The organism is Alicyclobacillus kakegawensis NBRC 103104 (assembly GCF_001552655.1).
GTDB classification, from domain to species: Bacteria; Bacillota; Bacilli; order Alicyclobacillales; family Alicyclobacillaceae; genus Alicyclobacillus_G; species Alicyclobacillus_G kakegawensis.
Genome location: NZ_BCRP01000001.1, coordinates 114,939 through 134,981 on the forward strand (window position 1 = coordinate 114,939; position 20,043 = coordinate 134,981).

General features: G+C 64.4%; 17 protein-coding genes. 11 read left to right on the forward strand and 6 right to left on the reverse strand.

Going from position 1 to position 20,043, the window contains the following annotated elements; all coding sequences use genetic code 11:
- Positions 1-16: 16 nt before the first annotated feature.
- Positions 17-1,555: a gamma-glutamyltransferase family protein gene (locus tag AK2_RS00515; RefSeq protein WP_067930497.1), complete on the reverse strand. Its 1,539-nt coding sequence runs from the start codon at positions 1,553-1,555 to the stop codon at positions 17-19.
- Between the two features lie 306 nt (positions 1,556-1,861).
- On the opposite strand from AK2_RS00515, the gene AK2_RS00520 reads away from it, so the two are divergent.
- From AK2_RS00520 to map, 3 genes are all read left to right on the forward strand, one after another.
- A complete protein-coding gene (locus tag AK2_RS00520; RefSeq protein WP_067930088.1) occupies positions 1,862-2,356 on the forward strand; it encodes an Lrp/AsnC family transcriptional regulator in 495 nt (164 codons plus the stop codon).
- A complete protein-coding gene (locus AK2_RS00525; RefSeq protein WP_067930090.1) occupies positions 2,353-3,519 on the forward strand; it encodes an aminotransferase class I/II-fold pyridoxal phosphate-dependent enzyme in 1,167 nt (388 codons plus the stop codon). The genes AK2_RS00520 and AK2_RS00525 overlap by 4 nt, the downstream gene beginning before the upstream one ends.
- A gap of 116 nt (positions 3,520-3,635) precedes the next feature.
- Entirely contained in the window at positions 3,636-4,382 is a 747-nt protein-coding gene (gene map, locus AK2_RS00530) for a type I methionyl aminopeptidase (protein WP_083520694.1), read from the forward strand.
- A gap of 60 nt (positions 4,383-4,442) precedes the next feature.
- Here map and AK2_RS17350 read toward each other — a convergent pair whose 3' ends face one another.
- The gene (locus AK2_RS17350; RefSeq protein ID WP_245632692.1) at positions 4,443-5,597 is read right to left on the reverse strand and encodes a VIT1/CCC1 transporter family protein; all 1,155 of its coding nucleotides are present in this window, start codon (positions 5,595-5,597) and stop codon (positions 4,443-4,445) included.
- 292 nt (positions 5,598-5,889) lie between these two features.
- Positions 5,890-6,261, reverse strand: a complete 372-nt coding sequence (locus AK2_RS00540; RefSeq protein WP_067930092.1) for a toprim domain-containing protein — start codon at positions 6,259-6,261, stop codon at positions 5,890-5,892.
- Between the two features lie 198 nt (positions 6,262-6,459).
- Here AK2_RS00540 and AK2_RS00545 point away from each other — a divergent pair, with 198 nt between their 5' ends.
- The 5 genes from AK2_RS00545 (at position 6,460) to panC (ending at position 10,965) form a co-directional block, all read left to right on the forward strand.
- The gene (locus AK2_RS00545) at positions 6,460-7,569 is read left to right on the forward strand and encodes a Rieske 2Fe-2S domain-containing protein (RefSeq protein WP_245632693.1); all 1,110 of its coding nucleotides are present in this window, start codon (positions 6,460-6,462) and stop codon (positions 7,567-7,569) included.
- A 261-nt stretch (positions 7,570-7,830) separates the two neighbouring features.
- Positions 7,831-8,040, forward strand: coding sequence for a hypothetical protein (locus AK2_RS00550; protein WP_067930094.1), 210 nt, complete (start codon positions 7,831-7,833; stop codon positions 8,038-8,040).
- Positions 8,041-8,214: 174 nt separating this feature from the next.
- Positions 8,215-9,177, forward strand: a complete 963-nt coding sequence (locus AK2_RS00555) for a DUF2520 domain-containing protein (protein ID WP_169794704.1) — start codon at positions 8,215-8,217, stop codon at positions 9,175-9,177.
- The gene (panB, locus tag AK2_RS00560) at positions 9,174-10,037 is read left to right on the forward strand and encodes a 3-methyl-2-oxobutanoate hydroxymethyltransferase (RefSeq protein ID WP_067930103.1); all 864 of its coding nucleotides are present in this window, start codon (positions 9,174-9,176) and stop codon (positions 10,035-10,037) included. Before AK2_RS00555 ends, panB begins: the two co-directional genes overlap by 4 nt.
- A gap of 58 nt (positions 10,038-10,095) precedes the next feature.
- A complete protein-coding gene (gene panC / locus AK2_RS00565; RefSeq protein ID WP_067930105.1) occupies positions 10,096-10,965 on the forward strand; it encodes a pantoate--beta-alanine ligase in 870 nt (289 codons plus the stop codon).
- 157 nt (positions 10,966-11,122) lie between these two features.
- On the opposite strand, the gene AK2_RS00570 is transcribed toward panC, so the two are convergent.
- Positions 11,123-12,331 carry a M20 family metallopeptidase gene (locus AK2_RS00570; RefSeq protein ID WP_067930505.1) on the reverse strand — a complete coding sequence of 403 codons (1,209 nt, stop codon included), beginning with the start codon at positions 12,329-12,331 and terminating at the stop codon, positions 11,123-11,125.
- A gap of 342 nt (positions 12,332-12,673) precedes the next feature.
- On the opposite strand from AK2_RS00570, the gene AK2_RS00575 reads away from it, so the two are divergent.
- Together AK2_RS00575 and AK2_RS00580 are read left to right on the forward strand one after the other, a co-directional pair.
- Positions 12,674-14,827 carry a penicillin-binding transpeptidase domain-containing protein gene (locus AK2_RS00575; protein WP_067930107.1) on the forward strand — a complete coding sequence of 718 codons (2,154 nt, stop codon included), beginning with the start codon at positions 12,674-12,676 and terminating at the stop codon, positions 14,825-14,827.
- Between the two features lie 149 nt (positions 14,828-14,976).
- Positions 14,977-17,184 carry a penicillin-binding transpeptidase domain-containing protein gene (locus AK2_RS00580; RefSeq protein WP_067930108.1) on the forward strand — a complete coding sequence of 736 codons (2,208 nt, stop codon included), beginning with the start codon at positions 14,977-14,979 and terminating at the stop codon, positions 17,182-17,184.
- A gap of 99 nt (positions 17,185-17,283) precedes the next feature.
- Here the strand turns inward: AK2_RS00580 and AK2_RS00585 are convergent, their stop codons facing one another.
- Positions 17,284-18,207 carry an NAD-dependent epimerase/dehydratase family protein gene (locus AK2_RS00585; RefSeq protein WP_245632694.1) on the reverse strand — a complete coding sequence of 308 codons (924 nt, stop codon included), beginning with the start codon at positions 18,205-18,207 and terminating at the stop codon, positions 17,284-17,286.
- 305 nt (positions 18,208-18,512) lie between these two features.
- Here AK2_RS00585 and coaA point away from each other — a divergent pair, with 305 nt between their 5' ends.
- Positions 18,513-19,469 carry a type I pantothenate kinase gene (gene coaA / locus AK2_RS00590; protein ID WP_067930510.1) on the forward strand — a complete coding sequence of 319 codons (957 nt, stop codon included), beginning with the start codon at positions 18,513-18,515 and terminating at the stop codon, positions 19,467-19,469.
- A 24-nt stretch (positions 19,470-19,493) separates the two neighbouring features.
- On the opposite strand, the gene AK2_RS00595 is transcribed toward coaA, so the two are convergent.
- Positions 19,494-19,850 (reverse strand): hypothetical protein, encoded by a 357-nt coding sequence (locus tag AK2_RS00595; RefSeq protein WP_067930109.1) that lies wholly within the window; start codon positions 19,848-19,850, stop codon positions 19,494-19,496.
- Positions 19,851-20,043 lie beyond the last annotated feature (193 nt).

Here is a 20,043-nt window from a genome sequence, read left to right on the forward strand (position 1 = left end):
ACCCAGCGAGCGCCCATCAGCGGGCGGCAATGCCCCCGTCGGCGCGCGGATCGGTACCGCCGATGAGCACGCCGTCACGGCGGAGGATGATTTGCCCGCGCCCAAACGATCCGCAATCGCGGGCGACATGGATGTCATGCCCGCGCCGGGCCAGCGCCTGCGCCAAGTGCGATGGCCACGTAGGTTCCACGTCGACACGCCGGCCCTCCACCCACTGCCAGCGCGGCGCGTCCAGCGCTGCCTGCGGATTGAGACCGAAGTCCAGCAGGTTCATCAGCACCTGCACATGCCCCTGAGGCTGCATGAAGCCGCCCATCACGCCAAACGGCCCGACGGGCCGTCCGTCTTTCGTCAAGAAGCCGGGGATGATGGTGTGGTAGGGCCGTTTGCGCGGCCGCAAGCAGTTGGCGTCGCCAGCGCGCAAGGAAAAACTGTGGCCCCGGTTCTGCAGCGCGATGCCGGTGCCCGGCACCACCAGTCCGGACCCGAAGCCGATGTAATTGCTCTGAATCATGGAGACCATGTTGCCCTCTCCGTCGGCGGCCGCCAAGTAAACGGTGCCACCCCCGGGCGGGCGTCCGGGAGCCGGAGTCAGGGCCGTCTTGCCGATCTCCTTGCGTCGTTCGGCCGCGTAGGCGGGCGACAGCAGGTCCTCCACGGATACCGGCATGTCGGACGGATCCGTAATGAATTGGCGGCCGTCGGCGAACGCCAGCTTCATCGCCTCAATGGCCAGGTGCTGCGTCTCCACTGCCTCCCGGGCCGAAAATTCGAACCCGGACAGGATGTTTAAGGCCATCAGGGCGACCAACCCCTGACCATTGGGCGGCAGCTCCCAGACGTCGAAGCCGCGGTAGCGGACGCGCACCGGGCGCACCCACTCGGGCCGGTACTCGGCCAGGTCGGAGAGCGTGAAAAACCCGCCCGTCTGCTCGGAGAAACGGACGATGGCCGCAGCCAGTTCACCTCCGTAGAACGCCCGCGCGTCCGTCTCGGCGATGAGGCGGAGGGTGCGGGCGTGGTCCGGTGACCGCCACACCTCGCCGACGCGGGGCGCCCGGCCGGCCGGGGCAAACACGCGAAACCACTCGGCGTACATGCTGTCCCGCAGGTGGTGCCGGTAGGCGTAGTGGGCCAAATGCCAGAAGTGGCTGAGCACCGGTGACAGCGGGTAGCCTCGCTCGGCGTAATGGATGGCCGGGGCCAGCGTCTCCGTCAGAGGCAGGCGGCCAAACCGGGCGGACAACTCCGCCCAAGCGGCCGGGGCGCCGGGCACGGTGACCGGAAACCAGCCAAACCTGGGCATGCTCGTCAGCCCTCGCCGCGCCGCCTGTTCCCGGCTCAGGGCCCGCGGCGCGTAGCCGCTCGCGTTCAGGCCGTGCAGGCGGTCCTCCGCCCAGACGAGCGCAAACGCGTCCCCACCCAGGCCGTTGGAGGTCGGCTCCAGCACCGTCAAGGCGGCGGCCGTGGCGACAGCCGCGTCGATAGCGTTGCCGCCCCGCTCCAGCACGCCGAGACCGGCCTGCGCGGCCAACGGCTGGGATGTGGCCACCATGCCCTCCTGGGCCACCACACACACCCGCCGCGAAGGGTGGGGATGGTACAACACATCAAAATCCAACACTTCGCGCGCCTCCCCCACACAGGTTGAATCGATGGCCGTTGGCCGGCCAACAAACCACTCCGTTTGCGAACTTTCGGCTAGTATCTGTCGGTTCTATTCTACTGTAGAGGTTTTCATCCGTGGTATGATCGATCATCGATAGCAGTTGCTCAATCTTTCGCCAACTCCCGTGCCTGCTTGCGTTCGCCGCGGCGCGAGCATGGTGGGCATCATCCGCGAAGAGAACGAGGTGTACAGATGCTGGAACACCGCAAACTGGAGATCTTGCATATCCTGCACGAAAATTCACGCCTGTCGATTGAGACAATGGCCAACATGCTGGGCGAGTCGCCGGAGGATGTGGCGACGGCCATCGACGAGTTGGAACGGGACAACATCATCCTCCGCTACTCCGCGGTCATCAACTGGGACAAGGTGGAATCGCGACGGGTTACGGCGGTCATCGACGTGAAGGTGACGCCGCAGCGAGAGGTCGGGTTTGACGCGATTGCCGAGCGGATCTACCGCTTCCCGGAGGTCAAGTCGGTCACCTTGATGTCTGGCACCTACGACCTGCAGGTCATTGTGGAAGGCCACGACATCAAGGAGGCGGCCCGCTTTGTCTCGGAAAAGCTGTCCACGATTGAGAACGTGAATTCGACGACCACCCACTTTCTGCTCAAGACCTACAAGACGGACGGGGTCATCTTCGACGAGCGGGACGGCGACAAACGGCTGGTGATCAGCCCGTGAACACACTGACCAGCCGGCTCTCTCCGATTGTGCAGAACCTGCCCCCATCCGGCATCCGCCGCTTCTTTGACCTGGCCAACCAGATGGAGGGGGTGATTTCGCTCGGCGTCGGCGAGCCGGACTTTGTCACCCCGTGGCACATTCGCGAGGCGGGCATCTACTCGCTGGAGCAGGGATATACCAGCTACACCTCCAATCGCGGCCTGCCTGAACTGTGCGAGCAGATTGCCGTGTACCTGCAGCGTTTCGGCCTGACCTACCGTCCGCAGCGCGAAATCTTCGTGACCATCGGCGGCAGTGAGGCGATAGACCTGGCGCTGCGCGCCCTCGTGTGTCCCGGGGACCAGGTGCTCATCCCCGAGCCCACGTACGTGTCCTACCGGCCGTGCGCCCTGCTGGCCGGGGCGGAGGTGGTCAGCGTGCCGACACGGGCCGAGGATGCGTTTCGACTCACCCCGGAGCTGCTCGCCTCGCGCATCACCCCGCGGGCGAAGGTGCTCGTACTGTGCTTCCCCAACAACCCGACCGGATCGACCATGAACAAGGAGGAATTGGCGGCCATCGCCGAAGTCGCTGTCCGCAACGACCTATTTGTGATCTCGGATGAAATCTACGCGGAGTTGACGTACGGGCGCCGCCACGTCAGCATCGCCTCGCTGCCGGGCATGAGGGAGCGGACCATCGTCATCGGCGGGATGTCCAAGGCGTACGCGATGACCGGCTGGCGCATCGGCTACGCGGCCGGCCCGGAGGACATCCTCGACGCCATGCTGAAGATCCACCAATACACCATCCTCTGCGCGCCGGTGATGGCCCAGCTGGCGGCGCTGGAGGCGCTCAAGCACGGCGAAGCGGAGAAGCAGAAGATGGTGCACAGCTACGACCAGCGGCGGCGGCTGATGGTCCAGGGATTGCGCGACATCGGGCTGCCCTGCCACGAGCCCCAGGGGGCGTTCTACGCGTTCCCGGACATCCGCCCGACGGGGCTCAGTTCCGAAGCGTTTGCCGAGCGCCTCTTGACCAGCGAGCGGGTGGCGGTGGTGCCGGGGAACGTGTTTGGCGAATCGGGAGAAGGCTTCGTCCGCTGTTCGTACGCCACGTCGGTCACCCAAATTGAGCGGGCGCTCGAACGCATCCGGCGTTTCGTGGAAACCCTTCGTTAGGGTTTTCCAGCCTGCTGTGATACAGTGAAAAGCGTGAACCCAGGCCCTCGGGCAGGTGCTGCGCAGGCAGCCGTTTTCAGCCTTCCCGGGGTGGCCTGTGATTAGGGGGAGACGGCGTGATTGTCACGAAAAGCCAATACGAGATTGAGATCATGCGCGAGGCGGGCAAGGTCATCGCCGAATGCCACGCCGCGCTGAAAGACTTCATCCGCCCGGGCGTCACCACCAAGCAAATTGATCACTTTGTCGAGACGTTCATTCGCAAGCACAACATGATCCCCGCCCAAAAGGGCTACAAGGGGTACCCGTTCGCCGCCTGCACGTCCGTCAACGACGTGGTCTGCCACGGCTTTCCGGGCCCTTACCGGCTCAAATCCGGCGACATCATCACGGTCGATATGGTCACCCTCTACAAGGGGCTGCACGCCGACTCGGCATGGAGTTACGCGGTCGGGGAGATCAGCGATGAGGCACGGCGGCTCATGGAAGTGACCGAGAACGCGCTGTACAAGGGGATTGAACAGGCGGTCATCGGCAACCGGCTGAGCGACATTTCGCACGCCATCCAGACGTACGTGGAAGGCGAGGGGTTCTCCGTCGTGCGGGACTTCATCGGCCACGGCATCGGCCGCGAGATGCACGAAAGCCCGGAGGTGCCACACTTCGGCCCGCCCGGCCGCGGCCCGAAGCTCAAGAAGGGGATGACGTTCACCATCGAACCGATGGTCAATGTCGGCGGCTACGAAGTCACGGTGGACGATGACGGGTGGACCGCCCGCACCGCCGACGGAAGCCTGAGCATTCAGTACGAACACACCATCGCCATCACCGAGAACGGCCCGGACATCTTGACCAAACTGTGATGCCCGGTCCCGCAGAGCGGAGAAGGCGGCGCCAGCAAGCGCCGCCCTGTGTCCACAGAGTCAGCCGAGCAGTACGGACCCCAACATCCCCAGTCCGTACGAGACCACACCGACGATGAGTCCCACCATGGTCATCTCGAAGCCGCTCGCCCACCACGGGCGCACCGTGATCAAGCTCTTGGCGGCGCCCACCGCAAAGTGCGCAGCCAAGCTGACGGCGGCCGCCACCCCCATGGCCACCGGCCCCGAGAGGAAAAAGAACGGAACGAGCGGAATGATGGCCCCGATGAACGTCGACAGGCCGCCGAACAGGGCCGACTTCCACGGGTTGCCCTTGTTCGTCTCGTGGATGCCGAGTTCCTCCTGCGCCATCGTTTCCAAGAACTGGTCCGGGTTGGCCGCGATGCGCCGGGCCACAGCCGCGGCCTCCTGGCTGGAGAAGCCTTTGAGTTCATACAAGAGCGCCAACTCCTCCAGTTCATGCTCCGGGCTGGCGGCAATTTCCGCCCGCTCATGCGCCATCTCGGTTTCCATCAGCTCGTTTTCCGACTTGGTCGCCAGCCACGCCCCCGCCGCCATGGAGAGCGTGCTGGCCAGCGCCCCGAAGAAACCAGAGATGAGCACTGTCTGGCTGCTGTCGGTGTAGCCCGCCACACCGGCGATGATGCCAAAAATTGCGCCCAGGCCGTCATTGACGCCGTAAATCGCGTCTCCCACCCAGTCGCCCGTGCTCTGGCGGTGCCAACGCTCCTCTCCCCAGATGGACTGCAGGCGGTTGCGTCTCCCTCTCGTCACCGGTTCCGCCGGAGCATCCGGCGACAGGTTGAGGTCCGCATGTTGCGCCTCGTCGCGGTCAATCCGGTCGATGATGGCGGTGAGGGACGGATCGTCCAAAACCTGGCGCAACGACTGGTACCACTCGGCATTGCCGCGCTCCACTGCCTCTATCCTGTCCAGCGCCTGTTTGGGTGTAAGCTGGGCCAAATCGTCGCCCGTCGGCGCGTCCGGGGGCGCCACGCCCAGCTCCTGCAGCTTTTCCTGCCACCAGCGGGCGTGGTCGGCCTCCAACTGGGCCAGACGCGTAAACACCCTGCGCCGGCGCTCGTCCGTCTCCCGCTCCGCGCACAACCGGTATAGCCTCGCCGCCTCCCACTCGCGGCGCCAACTCTCTTTCAGGGTACGCTCCAGCAAACGCCTGTCCTGTGTCTGTGACAAAGGTGCACCTCCCGTCTGCGGGCTGATGGCTCGTCTCGCCTGCCTACCTCTGCATTATACACACCGGGGGCCGGGCGGACTCGCGCGCCGCACCCAAGGGAGAAGTCAATCCACCCCAACGCGAGCAGCTGGACAAGTTGTGTGCAGGGACGCGGGCGGGCCGCGTCACGCTCGTGTACACAGCGAAAGCCCGGTGCACAGCCACGTGGTCGCCCTGCAGGAGGTCCCGCGCCGCCGGGCTGCGGAACTGGGCGCAGGCTGACCTGCGCAAAGGCCGACGGTGCCCGGGACGCTACACGTCCGGGGATAGCCAACGCTCGTTCACCTCGAAGTGGGCGCGCGCCAGGATGTCCGCCAGGTGCTCCAGCGGCGTCGTCGCCACCTCGCGGTAGACCTTGCGCGTATACAGGTGGCGGGCGCCGGGAAACTCCCGTCGCAGCTGATTGCGCAGGCGATTGCCGGACTCGTCTGCGTCCACCAGGACATACACCTCGTCGTCGCGCACACTCTTTAGGAGCGACTCCATCTTCTCATAGCCGAGCGTGCCATGGGTGCAGATGATGCGGACGGGCTCGTCCAACACCTGCTCAAGCCTCCGCTTGTCGCTCGGACCTTCGACGATGATCACCTTGCGCTGTCTGGCCCCGGATTGCAACAGCCCCATCTCCTTGTTGTCACCGTTGCTCCCAACTGTACTCCGCGCATCGCCAGCGGGCAACCGGCAGGCGCCGCACCCTGACCGCACGCCCCTTTGGGCTTTGGCCCGCATCGGTGGATGGCGCCCACATATACTGGTGCAAGCTACGGACGCCGGCAGGGTTTGCAGCGCACCCGGCTTCCGAATCGGACGGAGGTGTCGCCTGTGCTTCGCCATGCGTGGTACGCTGTCGCCGCCGGCGACGAGGTCGCTGCCGCGCCCAAGGCCGTGCGGCTGCACGGAGAAGAGTTGGTTGTCTATCGGGATGATACCGGCGCGGTACGGGCGGTCGCCGGACACTGCCCGCACCGGGGCTGCAGCTTGGCGTTGGCCCGCGTGGACGGCGACGATTTGGTGTGCGCCTATCATGGCTGGCGGTTTGCGGCAGACGGGCGCCTAATCGCACTCCCGGCCAACCGGCAGGGGGCTCCGCTGCCCCGCACCCGGCTCGCCGCCTACCCGGCGCAGGAGGCCGCCGGCCTGGTCTGGGTCTACGCGGCGGGGCCAGAGACCAGCCCCCGCCCCGACACCGACGCCGGGGCGCATGATGACGGACAACCGGCCGGCCCCAGGCCATTCCTCCCTCCCCAACTGCCCTTGTTTCCGGAGTTGACGGAAGAAGGGTGGCACCGCCTGCCGTTTCGCTGCACCTGGCGGGCCCACTTCTCACGCGTCGTAGAAAGCGTGTTGGATGTCTCCCACCTGCCGTTCGTCCACCCGGAGACCACCGGGCACAACGTGTCCCCGGTGGTCAAAGGGCCCGCGTTCGGGGTGGAAGATGGGCGCATATGGATACACCCGACCCCGTTTGCGCCCGCCCACCCGATGGAACCCCTGCCTTATCCGCAGGACAACGCGGACACAGGCGACGGGCGGGGAACGGAGATTGAACTCCTCTTCCCCAACCAGTGGATCATCCGCACGCCGATGGAAGACGGCCTCTCTATGTGCACATTCCTGACCTTCACCCCGACGGACGACGAGCACACCGAGATCTTTGGCCTGGCCATGCGCAACTTTGACTTCGCGGCGCCGCTGCTCGACACGTTTCACCTTGAACACACGCGGTTTGTCATGGAGCAGGACCAGGTGGTCGTGGAAAGCCAACGCCCCCGCGTGGCGCCCCAGCCGCAGGCGGAGGCGCACGTCGCATCGGACGCCCCCACCTTGCGCTACCGCAAGCTGCTGCAGCGGGCTTGGGCCGGGGAACAGCGGTCCAGCCAACCTGTCCCGCCCCCGCATACGCTGGAGGAAGCACCTGACAAGGGGGAATGAGTGTGACCGCAAAGGCGACAAGGCGCAGCCCGTCTGGGCGACCAGGCCATCCATCCAAGCGCGCACGCCCACACCGGCCGCAAGCGCCGGTTTCTTACATCCGCGGGGAAGACATCGGAGCGGAGCCCACCTTCCTGCCCCTCCTGCTGCTGCTCGGCGGGCTGTGGGGCGCCAAGCGGGCCGGCCGTGGCTGGTTCGGCGGTGGCGGTGGGGCGGCCGATCCGCCACCTGGTGGCTCCAGCGGCATAAGGGCGCCTGGCTTTGGCGGCTTCGGACCAGGGCCCGGATTTAACCCTGGGCCAGGCTTTAACGCAGGACCCGGATTCGGCGCAGGGCCAGGTGCCGGGGCTGGGCCGGGCCCTGGCGGGTGGGGCAGCGGTCCAGGTGCCGGGGACCCGGGTGCGTACGGGCAAGGTGCCGGTACGGGAGGCGCTGCCGGCAGCTGGCCGTTCTTCTTTTGACCTCATCTGACCCCACCGCACCAGGAAGCGCGAGGCGACAGAGGCCGATCCGTCCGTGAACCGGGCGGATCGGCCTCTGTATGTACTGGGGCCCGGAACGGGTTCGTGGCTCCGCGCGAGCTGGGTGTATGCGCTGATGGCCGGGTGAACCCAGGTTTTTTGATGCTTCTTTGATACAATGAACATGGACAGGAAAACTGCAGAAAGCGGGGAGCGCGTTTTGTCGAATCTGGTCATCTTTGGCCCGGGACGTGTCGGTGCGGCGCTGGCCTGCAGCATGCAGGCCGCCGGGCACCGGGTGTTGGCCGCCTACGGTCGGCCTGGCGGCGCGAGCGCAGAGAGGTTTGAGCAGCTCACGGGGGTTTCGGTCCAACCGTCTCCCATCGCGGCCGGCGCCCCGGATGCGGTTGGCGGCGGTGAAGCCGGCAGCGCCGGTTGCAAGCCGGCGCCCGTCATCGACCTGACCGAGGCGCACCTGGTCCTGCTGTGCCTCCCGGACCGGCTGCTGGCCACGGCCGCCCAGCAGCTCGCCCAGTGCGTGCGCTTTGCCGAGGGAGCGATTGTCGCGCATACGGCCGGATCGGCCGACGCGGAGGTGCTGCACCCGCTCGCGTGCCGCGGGGTGCGCACGGCGGCGATGCACCCGCTACAGACCGTGGCAGATGCCGGGAACGCAGGGGTGTTTCGCGGCATCTCGTTCATCCTTGATGGCGAGGAAAGCGCCCTGGCCGAGGTCATCGGCTGGGTCCAGCACATCGGCGGGCAGCCTGTGGTCTCCGCGGGACTGGACCGCGCCCGTTACCACGCGGCGGCGGCGCTGGCGTCCAACGCCCTGGTGGCTCTGGCGGCGGTCGTCGCCGAGGTCTCCCCGCTGCCGGGCGGCATTGAGCCGTACCTGCCGCTGATGCGCGGCGCCCTGCGCAACCTGGAGCAACTCGGGCTGCCCAATGCCTTGACAGGTCCCGTGGAGCGGGGCGACGTGCAGACGGTCGAGCGGCACCTGGCGGCGCTCGCGGCACTGCCAGAGGCGCTGGCGGCGTACAAGGCGCTGGGGCGCGTGGCGGCGCGCCTGGCACAGCAGAAAGGGTCTGGGCATATCAACGCGCACAAGGCGTTTGGTGAATTGTTTGGAGGGGATCTGGAATGACAAAGCCGGTGACCATCCGTACGTTCCTCAGGATGAAGCAAGCGGGCGAGAAGATTGCGATGATGACCGCGTACGACTACCCGTCTGCCCAGTTGTTGGAAGAGGCAGGGGTACACGCCCTGTTGATCGGCGACACGCTGGGCATGGTGGTGCAGGGGAACGGGACCACGCTGCCGGTGACGCTGGAAGATGTCATCTACCACACCCGCATGGTGGCGCGGGCGGTGACCCGGCCACTGGTGGTCGCGGATCTGCCGTTCATGACCTACCAAGTCTCGCCCGAGCAGGCGCTGGTCAGCGCGGGACGGCTGATGAGCGAAGGCGGCGCGCAGGCGGTCAAGCTGGAGGGCGGTGCCGCCATGGCGGAGACAGTGCGGCGATTGGTCGACGCCGGGGTGCCGGTGATGGGGCACATTGGCCTCACTCCGCAGTCGGTGCACGCGTTCGGCGGATTTAAGGTGCAGGGGCGGACCGCCGCGGCCGCCAAGCGGCTGCTGGACGACGCTCTGGCGCTGCAGGAGGCGGGCGCGTTTTCGGTCGTGCTGGAACTGGTCCCCGACGAGGTGGCCCAGGCCGTCTCCGAGCGCCTGACCATCCCGACCATCGGCATCGGAGCGGGACCGCACTGCGACGGGCAGGTGCTGGTGTTCCACGACGCGATGGGTTACACGACCGGATACATCCCTAAGCACAACAAGCGTTTCGCCCAGTTGGCGGACACGATTCGCAGCGCGGCCGCCGCGTACGTGCAGGAGGTGGCAAGCGGGCAATTCCCGGGCCCGGACCAGACCGTGCAGTTGAAAGAGGAGGAACGCGCGGAATGGGAAGACCTGCTGCGCGGCGAAACGCGCGACTCGTAACCACCCGACGGGCGGCGCAAGACAAGCCGTCAAAGCGAAGATGAGGTGCCTACATAGCATGCAGACCATAGAGACGATTGCTGAAATTAGACAAGCGGTGGCCACAGCCCGGCGTGAAGGCAAAACGGTGGGCCTGGTCCCGACCATGGGATTTTTGCACGATGGACACATGCGCCTGGTGGACACCGCCCGCCAGGAAAACGACCTGGTGGTGGTCAGCATCTTTGTCAACCCGCTGCAATTTGGCCCCAACGAGGACTTTGATCGCTACCCGCGCGACGCCGAGCGCGACAAAGCGATGCTGGCCGAGCACCGCTGCGATATCGTGTTCATGCCGGGTGTAGACGAGATGTACCCCAGACCGCCGGAGACGGTGATTGAGTTGCCGAGAATGAGTGAGACCCTGTGCGGCCGGTCCCGCCCTGGCCATTTCCGCGGCGTGGCCACCGTGGTCTCGAAGCTGCTGCATATCGTCCAGCCCGACCGCGCCTATTTTGGCCGCAAGGACGCTCAGCAGGCGGCCATCATCCTGCGGCTGGTGGAGGACCTGAACATGCCGGTGCAGATTGTCACCGTCCCGACCGTGCGCGACGCGGATGGGCTGGCGAAAAGCTCGCGCAACGTCTACTTAACTCCGGAGGAACGCCGGCACGCGACCGTGCTCTACCGCTCGCTCAACCAGGCCAAGGAGGCCATCCTGGCCGGAGAACGGTCGGCGGCGAAATTGGTGCGAGAGATGCGCGCCAGCGTGGAAGCGGAGCCTGGCGTGCGCTTGGATTACGCGGATATCGTGTCCCTCTCCGATCTGCAGCCGGTGGACAAACTAGAAGGCGAAGTGCTGCTGGCGGTGGCGGCCTATGTCGGCGAGACGAGGTTGATTGACAACTTGCAGATGAACGTCACCGAGACTGGCGCGGTGCTGATATAAGCCGTATCCAGTCCCGTGCGGCAACCCGTCGCGGACGGCCGACACCGGGCCACGCCCGGGCGGCTCCGGCGAGCACGGCGTCACATCAAAGAAACTGTCTGCGCCCGAACCAGCCCCGCCGGGGCCGCCTCCCTCGCTGGGCCCACGAGCCTACGGCTCACCCTTCCGTCCGATCCGTCCGTGCCGACGCGGTTTCGAGCACACGCAAGGCGCCGGCGAGCATTGCCTTGACGGCAATCGGCAGCGCCGCTTCGTCGACCGTGAAGCGCGGGTGGTGGTGTGGGTACCGGATACCCTTGTCCGGGTTGCCCGCGCCCACGAAGAAGAACGTGCCAGGCGCCGCCTGCTGATACGCGGAAAAGTCCTCCCCGCCCATCGTCTGCACCGCATCCACCACGACCCCGGGGCCAAACACACGCGTCAGCGTCTGGCGCAGGGTCTGCGTCAACTTCTCGTCGTTGATGACCGGCCGATACCCATATTCGTAGCGAAACTCGTAGTCGGCCCCGTGCGCCTCCGTCACACCGCGGATGACGCGCTCCATCCAAACGGGCGCCGATTCGCGCAGCTCCTGCTTGAAGCTGCGCACGGTGCCGCTCATCTGCACCTCGTTCGGGATGACGTTGGTGGTGCTGCCGCCCGCAATCTGCGTGACCGAGAGCACGAGCGGATCGAGCGGATCGTTGTAGCGGGAGACCACATGCTGCAGGTTGGTGATCACCTGGGCCGCGACGCTGATGGGATCCACCGTCAGGTGCGGCTGTGCGGCGTGGCCGCCCTGGCCGCGCACGGTCAGGTAGAACGTGTCCGGAGCGGCCATCAAGTGACCTGGTCTGAGCGCCACCTGTCCACAGGGCAGCGACGCCCACAGGTGCAGGCCGAGAACGGCGTCCACGCCCTCAAGCACACCCAGGTCCACCAGCTCCTGGGCGCCGCCCGGATACACCTCCTCCGCGTGCTGGAAGATAAACCGGACTTCCCCGGCGATTTCCTCGCGCATGCGGCTGAGCACCTTCGCCACCGCCAGCAAGACGGCGGTGTGCCCGTCATGGCCACAGGCGTGCATGACCCCCGGGTTTTGCGACACGAATTCAAACTCGTTCTCCTCCTGAATCGGCAGCGCGTCCATGTCCGCGCGCAGCGCCACCACACCGCCCGGGCGCAATCCATGCAGGCGCGCGACGACACTGGTGCGCGTGGGGCGCGTCAGCTCGAAGCCTCCGAATGCCTGCAGGGTGTGGTAGACAAACTGAGCCGTCTTGCGCTCTTCAAACGACAGCTCCGGGTGCTGGTGCAGGTGCCGCCGCCAGCGCACCACGTCACTCGCCACCGTCTCCACCAGGTGATCGAGGTCGTGCAGGACCATCGCCATGGTGAGCCCCCCTTTTTGGCGTGTTGAACCGTCCCCGAATTCCTCCTTCTCGCTATTGTCGTCTATTATAGCTGTTTCGGTATTTTTCTGACTAGCACAGGCCGGGGAGAACGGTTTCGGGCGCTTTCGTCCCTGGTCCGCTGCCATCCGATGCGACGGGCTGCAAGCGCCGCCACTTTTCGCTCCCGTGGCGGCGGTGAGCGCCCATCCCCGCATGCGCCCTGCATTTTCCACAGACATTAAGCGACACAGAGCTGTCGCAGATGTGTCAATTCTGCCGCCCGCGGTGGATGCTATGATAGACAGTGGCAATGGCCCAGGGAAGGAAGGTGCAGCATGAGCCGCTGGAAGCGCCCCCGCTTCAACCCCCGCAGAGCCAACCGCAGACGAGCTGGCCAGGCCGAGGACAACGCCAATTCGGAGCGCTTGCCGCGGCCGCATAACCGCCGCATCAACTTTGTTTATGGCGTCGTCTTTATCACCATGGCCTCCCTCGTCCTGCGATTGGGCTATGTTCAGATCAACGAGGGAGATTACTTCCGCCAACAGGCCGCCACAGCCGCGCTCAACCGGGTGCCAGTCCTGCCGCCGCGGGGCTGGATCTACGACACCAATGGCAACCTGTTGGCCTACGACAAGCCGACGTACAGCGTGACGCTGACGAGGTTTGGCAACCACGAACAGGACTTCAACCGCATGGCGCAGCTCCTGGCGCCAGTCTTCCACACCTCATGGGAGAAGTTGGCGCATACCATGCGGTACCAGAACGAGCAATACCAGGACATCACCCTGTTCAAGAACATCGACGACAGGCAGTTGGCGTTTATCCAGGAGCATCTGAGCCAACTGCCGGGCCTGTCAATCCAGACCAACGGCCAACGCACCTATCCGAACGGCGACCTGGCGGGCCAGGTGCTTGGATACATCGGACAGATTCCGAAAACGGAACTCAAAAGCTACCTGGACGGCCAGTACAACGGCATCAAGTACAAGATGACACAGTACGTGGGCAGGACGGGCATTGAGAAGGAGTACGAAAAGCTGCTCCAAGGCCAGGTCGGCGAACAGATTGTCGCCGTCAACGCACGGGACAAGTCGCAAAGTCAATTGGGGTTTGCTCCTGAGCCCGAGCCCGGCAAGTACCTGCAGTTGACGCTGGACGGGCACCTGCAAGCGATGGCGCAGGAAGCGGTGATCAACGAGGTCCAACACTCCAAGTACGCAAATGACATCAGCATGGCCTCGGCCGTCGTACTGGACGTCAAAACCGGCGGCGTTCTGGCCATGGTCAGCTACCCCTATTTCGATCCGAACTGGTACACACCGGGCAACGGCGGCTACCAGAAGCACGCGCAATACCTGAATAATACCCTGGCCCAGATCAACACCGCCATCAGCAGTGCGCAGCCGCCCGGATCGACCGTGAAACCGGCCAACCTCATCACCGGCCTGGAGTCGGGCGTCCTGTCCTCCACAACCGCTTGGCTGGACGTGCCCTATCTCGACGTGGCCAACAAGATCATCAAGGACGACGCCAATCACGGCTGGGTGACCCCGGTAAAGGCAATCGCCGAGTCGTGCGACGTGTTCTTCTATCGCGTCGGGCTGGCGCTCGCGAACTGGGTCGGATCGACCATACAAAACCCTGGTCATCCCGCCGGCAAGAACCTGACCGACTGGCAGGAGACGGATTTCTGGAAAGGGTATGTGCGCCTCTTGGAGGGCGAGTGGCGATTTGGCCTCGGGCAACTGACCGGCATCGATCTGCCGGGCGAGATTGCGGGCAAAGCCTGGATTGACAACTTTGAGACGGGCAAACCCCAGTACATTCAGTTAAACAAGGTGGCCCAGGAGCTCAAGGACAAAGGCAAGGTCGACCTGCTGGCCGCGCCGCCCGATGCGGCCTGGGCGGCCATCGGCCAGATGCAGCAATTCACGCCCATTGAATTGGCGCAGTACGTGGCGACCATTGCCGACAACGGCAAGCGGCTGCAGCCGCACCTGTTGAAGGCGGTTTACAACCCAACCTTGCAACAGCACCTGTCCAAGGACGCCAAGCCGATTGAGACCGTCAAGCCGAAGGTGCAGGCCAATCTTAAAATCAATCCGGCGTATCTGAAGCTGGCCCAGGAAGGCATGCGGGGCACTTGCAACACACCCGGGGGCACCGCCTACACGGTGTTCCAGGACGCGCCGTATGTGGCGGCCGGCAAGACGGGTACCGCCGAGATCAGCCTGCACAACCAGCGCATGGACAACTCGGTGTTTATCGGCTACGCGCCGTACAACCATCCGGAAATCGCAGTGGTCGTGATGGTTCCCGGCGCGGGCTACGGCGCCGACACCGCCGCGCCGGTCGCGCGCCAGATCATGGACACCTACTTCCAGGAACACCACCAGTTTTTCCCCAAGAAAGATTGGCAGAACACGGCCATTCCGGCCAACTGGACGCAATCGACCGCCTACAAGCAGCCGGAACAGGAGAAATAAGTCCCGTTCCGGCCTCTTTTCCCCCCTGCGGACGCCGTCGAAACACGGACACAGTTTGCTCAGAAATGCTATGATATGCCTAGATTTCGTCATCGTTTGTCTGGTCGTCCGATCTCGAACTTTCCGTCTTGATGAGGGGTGAAGGCCGGTTGGCACATCGATCCCGCTCGTGGTTTCTCCCGCGCAACAAAAAGAAACGCCGGTCCGTACAACAGGGCCTGCCGCGAAACCCAAAGCGGCAGCCTGCGGATGAGGAACCGGCGGCGCGGGCGCGGCGCCCCCATACGGCCCGCGTCAACTTTATCTATGGCTTCGTCTTCATCGCTATGGGATGCCTCATCTTGCGTCTTGGCTTTGTGCAAATCAATGAAGGCGCATCCTTCCGCAAGCAGGCGTCGACAGTGTCCATGAAAAAGGTGGCCGTGCTGCCGTCACGCGGTTGGATTTTCGACACCAACGGGAACCTGCTCGCCTACAACAAACCATCATACTCGGTGACCCTGGACGTGTTTTCGGACACCAAGCAGGATTTTCACAGGATGGCGCAGCTCCTGGCGCCCGTCTTTCACGTGAACGCCAAAGATCTGGAAGACACGATGGAACAAAAGGGTGTACCCACAAGTAAGCGCCTGGCCCAAATCAGCCTGTTCAAGAACATCAGCGAGAAACAGCTGTCGTTCGTCGAGGAGCACCTGGACTCCCTGCCCGGCGTCACCATTCAGTCGGACGGAATGCGCGAATACCCGTACGGCGATTTGGCCGGGCAGGTGCTTGGCTACACCAGCTCCATCACCCAGGACAACGAGGACCAGTACCTGCACCCCAAGGACGGCGGCCCGAAGTACCTGCTGAGCCAAAAGGTCGGAACGAGCGGCATCGAGCAGGAGTACGAGCGGCTGTTGCAGGGTAAAGTCGGCAAGCAGGAAGTCCTGGTAGATCCGTCCGGAAACAGCCAGCAGCAGTTGGGCTTCAATCCGGCGCCGCAGCCGGGCAAGACGCTGCAGCTGACGCTCGACGGCCACCTCCAGGCGGTGGCCCAGGAAGCGTTGTACTCGCAACTCTTACACGCCAAAGACGCGAGCGAGATTCCGTTTGCCTCCGCCGTGATGATGGATGTGCACACCGGCGCGGTGCTGGTGATGGCCAGTTACCCATATCTGGACCCCAACTGGTATACGCCGGGCAACGGCGGCTACCTGAAACACCAGGACTACCTGAACCAACCCGGGGGGCCACAGACCAACTACGTCATCCAAGGACCGCAGACGGTCGGATCGACCGTGAAGCCGGCCAACCTGATTCTCGCGCTGGAGGCGGGCATCATCACACCGTGGACGACCATTGCGGACTCCTACTATACGGACCTGGGCGGGTACACTGCGCATGACGATGCGAACCACGGGATCGTGGATCCCATCAAGGCCATCGCCGTCTCATGCGACACGTATTTCTACCAAATTGGCCTGCACTTTGCCAAGTGGTTCGGCTCGACCGCGCACAACCCCGGCGCCCCGCAGGACGGAAAATCGCTCATGTCCTGGGCGACGACCGACTTCTGGCAGGGGTACGTGAAACTGATGATGGGCGAGTGGAGCTTTGGCCTGGGGCCGAAAACCGGCATCGACCTGCCCGGCGAGCAAATGGGCAACTGGTGGGTGGACGAATTGGGGAGCAAGCCAGCGCAACCGACGGTCGTTCCGGCTGAAGTCGCCAAGACACTGAAGCAGAAGGGCCGTGTGGACATCCCCGCCTTACCCGCGGACGCAGCGTTCATCGGAATGGGGCAGCTGCAGCAGTACACGCCCATACAACTGGTGCAGTATACGGCGATGCTGGCCAACGGCGGCCAGCGCATCCAGCCGCACCTGCTCGAAGCGGTCTACCCTTCGGTGATGAAGCCGACCCTGCCCAAAAACGTCAAGCCGTTGCAGGTGGTCAAGCCACACGTGGAATCAACCTTGAAGATCAAGCCGGAGTACCTGCAGATTGCCCGCGAGGGGATGCTGGACGCGCTCAACAGCCCAGGGGGCACCGCTTACGATGTCTTTCACGACGCGCCGTACAAGGCCGCCGGCAAAACGGGTACGGCGGAGATCACCATCAACCAGCACAAGGTTGATAACTCGGTGTTCATCGCCTACGCGCCGTACGACAAGCCGCAGGTAGCGATTGCGGTGATGATCCCGGGTGCGGGCTGGGGCGCTGACGCGGCGGCGCCGGTGGCGCGCAAGATCCTCGATTCGTACTTCAAGGAGCACCACGCCTCGTTCTTCCCCAAGAAAGACTGGGAGAACACGGCAATTCCGGCCAATTGGAAGCAGTCGGCCGCCTACAAGCAGCCAGAGGAGACGCATTAGGCCGGACGCGGCATCGCGGTGCGGGCGAGGGGCGCGGCCAGCGGCTCCGTCTTTCGGGGCGGAGGTCCCTGAGCCTTGGCCGCGCGTTGTGCGGGCGGATCAACGAGTGGGGGGGCGCTGTCGCTGATAGTAATCGAGCGTCTCGGCCAGGCCGGCGGCCAACGTGTACCGCGGCTCCCATCCTAAACCCGCGCGGGCGGCTTCGTTGGCGAGCGAGCTGTGCTGGATGTCGCCGGGGCGCGGCGGGGCGTGTTCAGGCTCCAGCACCCGACCCGACACCTGACTCATGGTCTGCAACAGCTGGTTGACGCTCGTGCGTTCGTTGCGGCTGATGTTGAACGTGCCGCCATCCCCCGTGGTGAGCGCCGCCACATTGGCGGCAGCCACATCCTTGATATAGATGAAGTCGCGTGTCTGCTCCCCGTCGCCGAAGATGACCGGGCGCCGGCCCGACAACAGGCAATCGACAAACACCGCCACCACCCCGCCCTCCCCTTCTGGATCCTGACGGATGCCGTACACGTTGGCGTAGCGCAGGATGGTGTAACGCATGCCGGCAGACTCGGCAAACATGCGGATGTACAGTTCGGGAGCGTATTTGGAAGCGCCGTAAGGAGATATGGGCCGAATCGGGTGGCGCTCATCCACTGGCAGGTAGTCCGGATTTCCGTAGACTGCGGCGGAAGATGCGTAGATCAGCTTGGCGACGCCCGCGCGCCGACAGGCCTGCAGCAGGCGCAGCGTGCCAAGGATATTGACGGTCGCGTCCCAGACCGGGTTTTGCACCGACAGCGGCACGGAGATCTGGGCGGCGTGGTGGATGACCACCTGCGGGCGCTCCGCAGTGACAATCGCGTGCAAGTCGTGTGTCACCAAGTCCGCTTGGTAGAAGGCCACCCCGGACGGCACATGCTCCCTCCGGCCCGTGGACAAGTTGTCCAGCACGGCAACCTCGTGCCCACTGGCGACAAGCGCGTCGACAACATTCGATCCGATGAAACCGGCGCCGCCGGTGACCAGCACTTTCAGGGTGTCCACTCCTTTGGCGCGAGATCGCTGCTTCCTCTCTATGCTTGAGGAGGCCAAGTGGAAACCGCGCCCGCCGTGGAAATTTGCCCGGATGACTTGCATCCGCGGCCGCGGCAAGGCAAGATGTATCAGTGACCGTGTGTGAAAATCGTGACTGTGTCTATCACTGCGGGTCACACGATGAGCAGGGCAACTTGCGATGCGGCTGACAAGTTCTTGAGCGACGGCCATTCGGAACGAGTGGCCGGCGGCCGCGGGGAGGCCGACCAATGCACGTCGAGATAGGAGTACGACAGGCCATGGGCATCTTCAGTCCACGCGTCGGGTTTTCACCATACATCTCGTTTGACCGCGACGAATGGGCTCGCCTGCGCGATACCACACCCTTGCCGCTAACCGAGGAAGAGCTGCAAGGTTTGCGCGGGCTCAACGAAAACATATCGCTGGCGGAAGTAGAGGCGATCTACCTGCCGCTGTCGAGACTGCTGAACCTGTACGTGGCCAACCGGCAGGAACTATACCGCGCCACCAGCGGCTTTTTGGGCAGCCAGAGCGCCGAGGTGCCGTACATTATCGGTATCGCCGGCAGTGTGGCGGTGGGCAAGAGCACGACAGCGCGCATCATCCAGGCGCTGCTCAAGCGCTGGCCCAACCACCCCAAGGTCGACCTGGTGACGACCGACGGGTTTCTCTACCCCAATCACGTGCTGGAATCCCGCGGTCTGATGAACCGCAAGGGGTTCCCGGAGAGCTACGACATCCGCCGTCTCCTCCAATTTGTCGCCGATGTCAAGTCGGGGAAACCGGAGGTTGTCGCGCCGGTGTACTCCCACTTGACGTACGACATCGTGCCCGGGGAGTATGAGGTCATTCGCCAGCCGGACATCGTTATCCTGGAAGGTCTGAACGTGCTACAGACCGGCACCTCGGATGGGCGCCGCAGTCCGCGGGTATTCCTCTCGGACTTCTTTGATTTTTCCATCTACGTAGACGCGGACGTGCGCCACATCGAGGAATGGTATGTGGACAGATTCCACACCTTGCGCCGGACGACATTCCGGGACAGGAACTCGTACTTCCACCGCTACGCGTCCCTGACCGACGCGGAGGCGGAGGCTATGGCGCGGCGCATTTGGCACGAGATCAATGAGCCCAACCTGCGCGAGAACATCGCCCCGACCAAGGCGCGGGCCGACCTGGTGCTGGAGAAAGGGGAGGGCCATACCGTGCAGCAGGTGCACCTGCGCAAGCTGTGAGCGGACGGGGCTACGACCTGCGGGTTATTCCAGGCCCAGTTCGTCGCGTCCCGCGTCCACCCGCACAGCCAGGGTGCAAAAGCTGCACACCAGTTCGGTGATACCCTGCCGGCGCAATCGCTGCAGCGCGGCCTGGGCGGCTTGCTTCTGCCGCTGCCAACGGGCCGCGTCGCCGCCGCGCACGGAGGCGAGCCGCGTCATAGCCTCGGTGAGCCGTGCCACCTCGAGTTCGCGGCAGTAATCCTCAAGCAAGATGTAGCGGCCGCGGGGCAGAACCACGGTGCTCGGCCACTGGCCGTGCTGGTCTTGATATTGTCGAACCTGCTCGTCAAGCTCCCGCAGGAGTAAGTCGAACAAACGATGCCCATGGCTTGCCGTCACAGCGCCACCCCACCCGCTGATCTCTCTGTGTCACGGATTCTTCCACGATTACCACGATTCGTGATGGGGAAACAAATTCCTGCAAAGAGCCCGCGGTTCCAATCTGCGTGGATATAATGGGGAATGGAGCGTGATCTCGAGTGGCCAGTTGACGGAGAGATGGCCATGTGGCATAGTTGCATTACGGCGACTA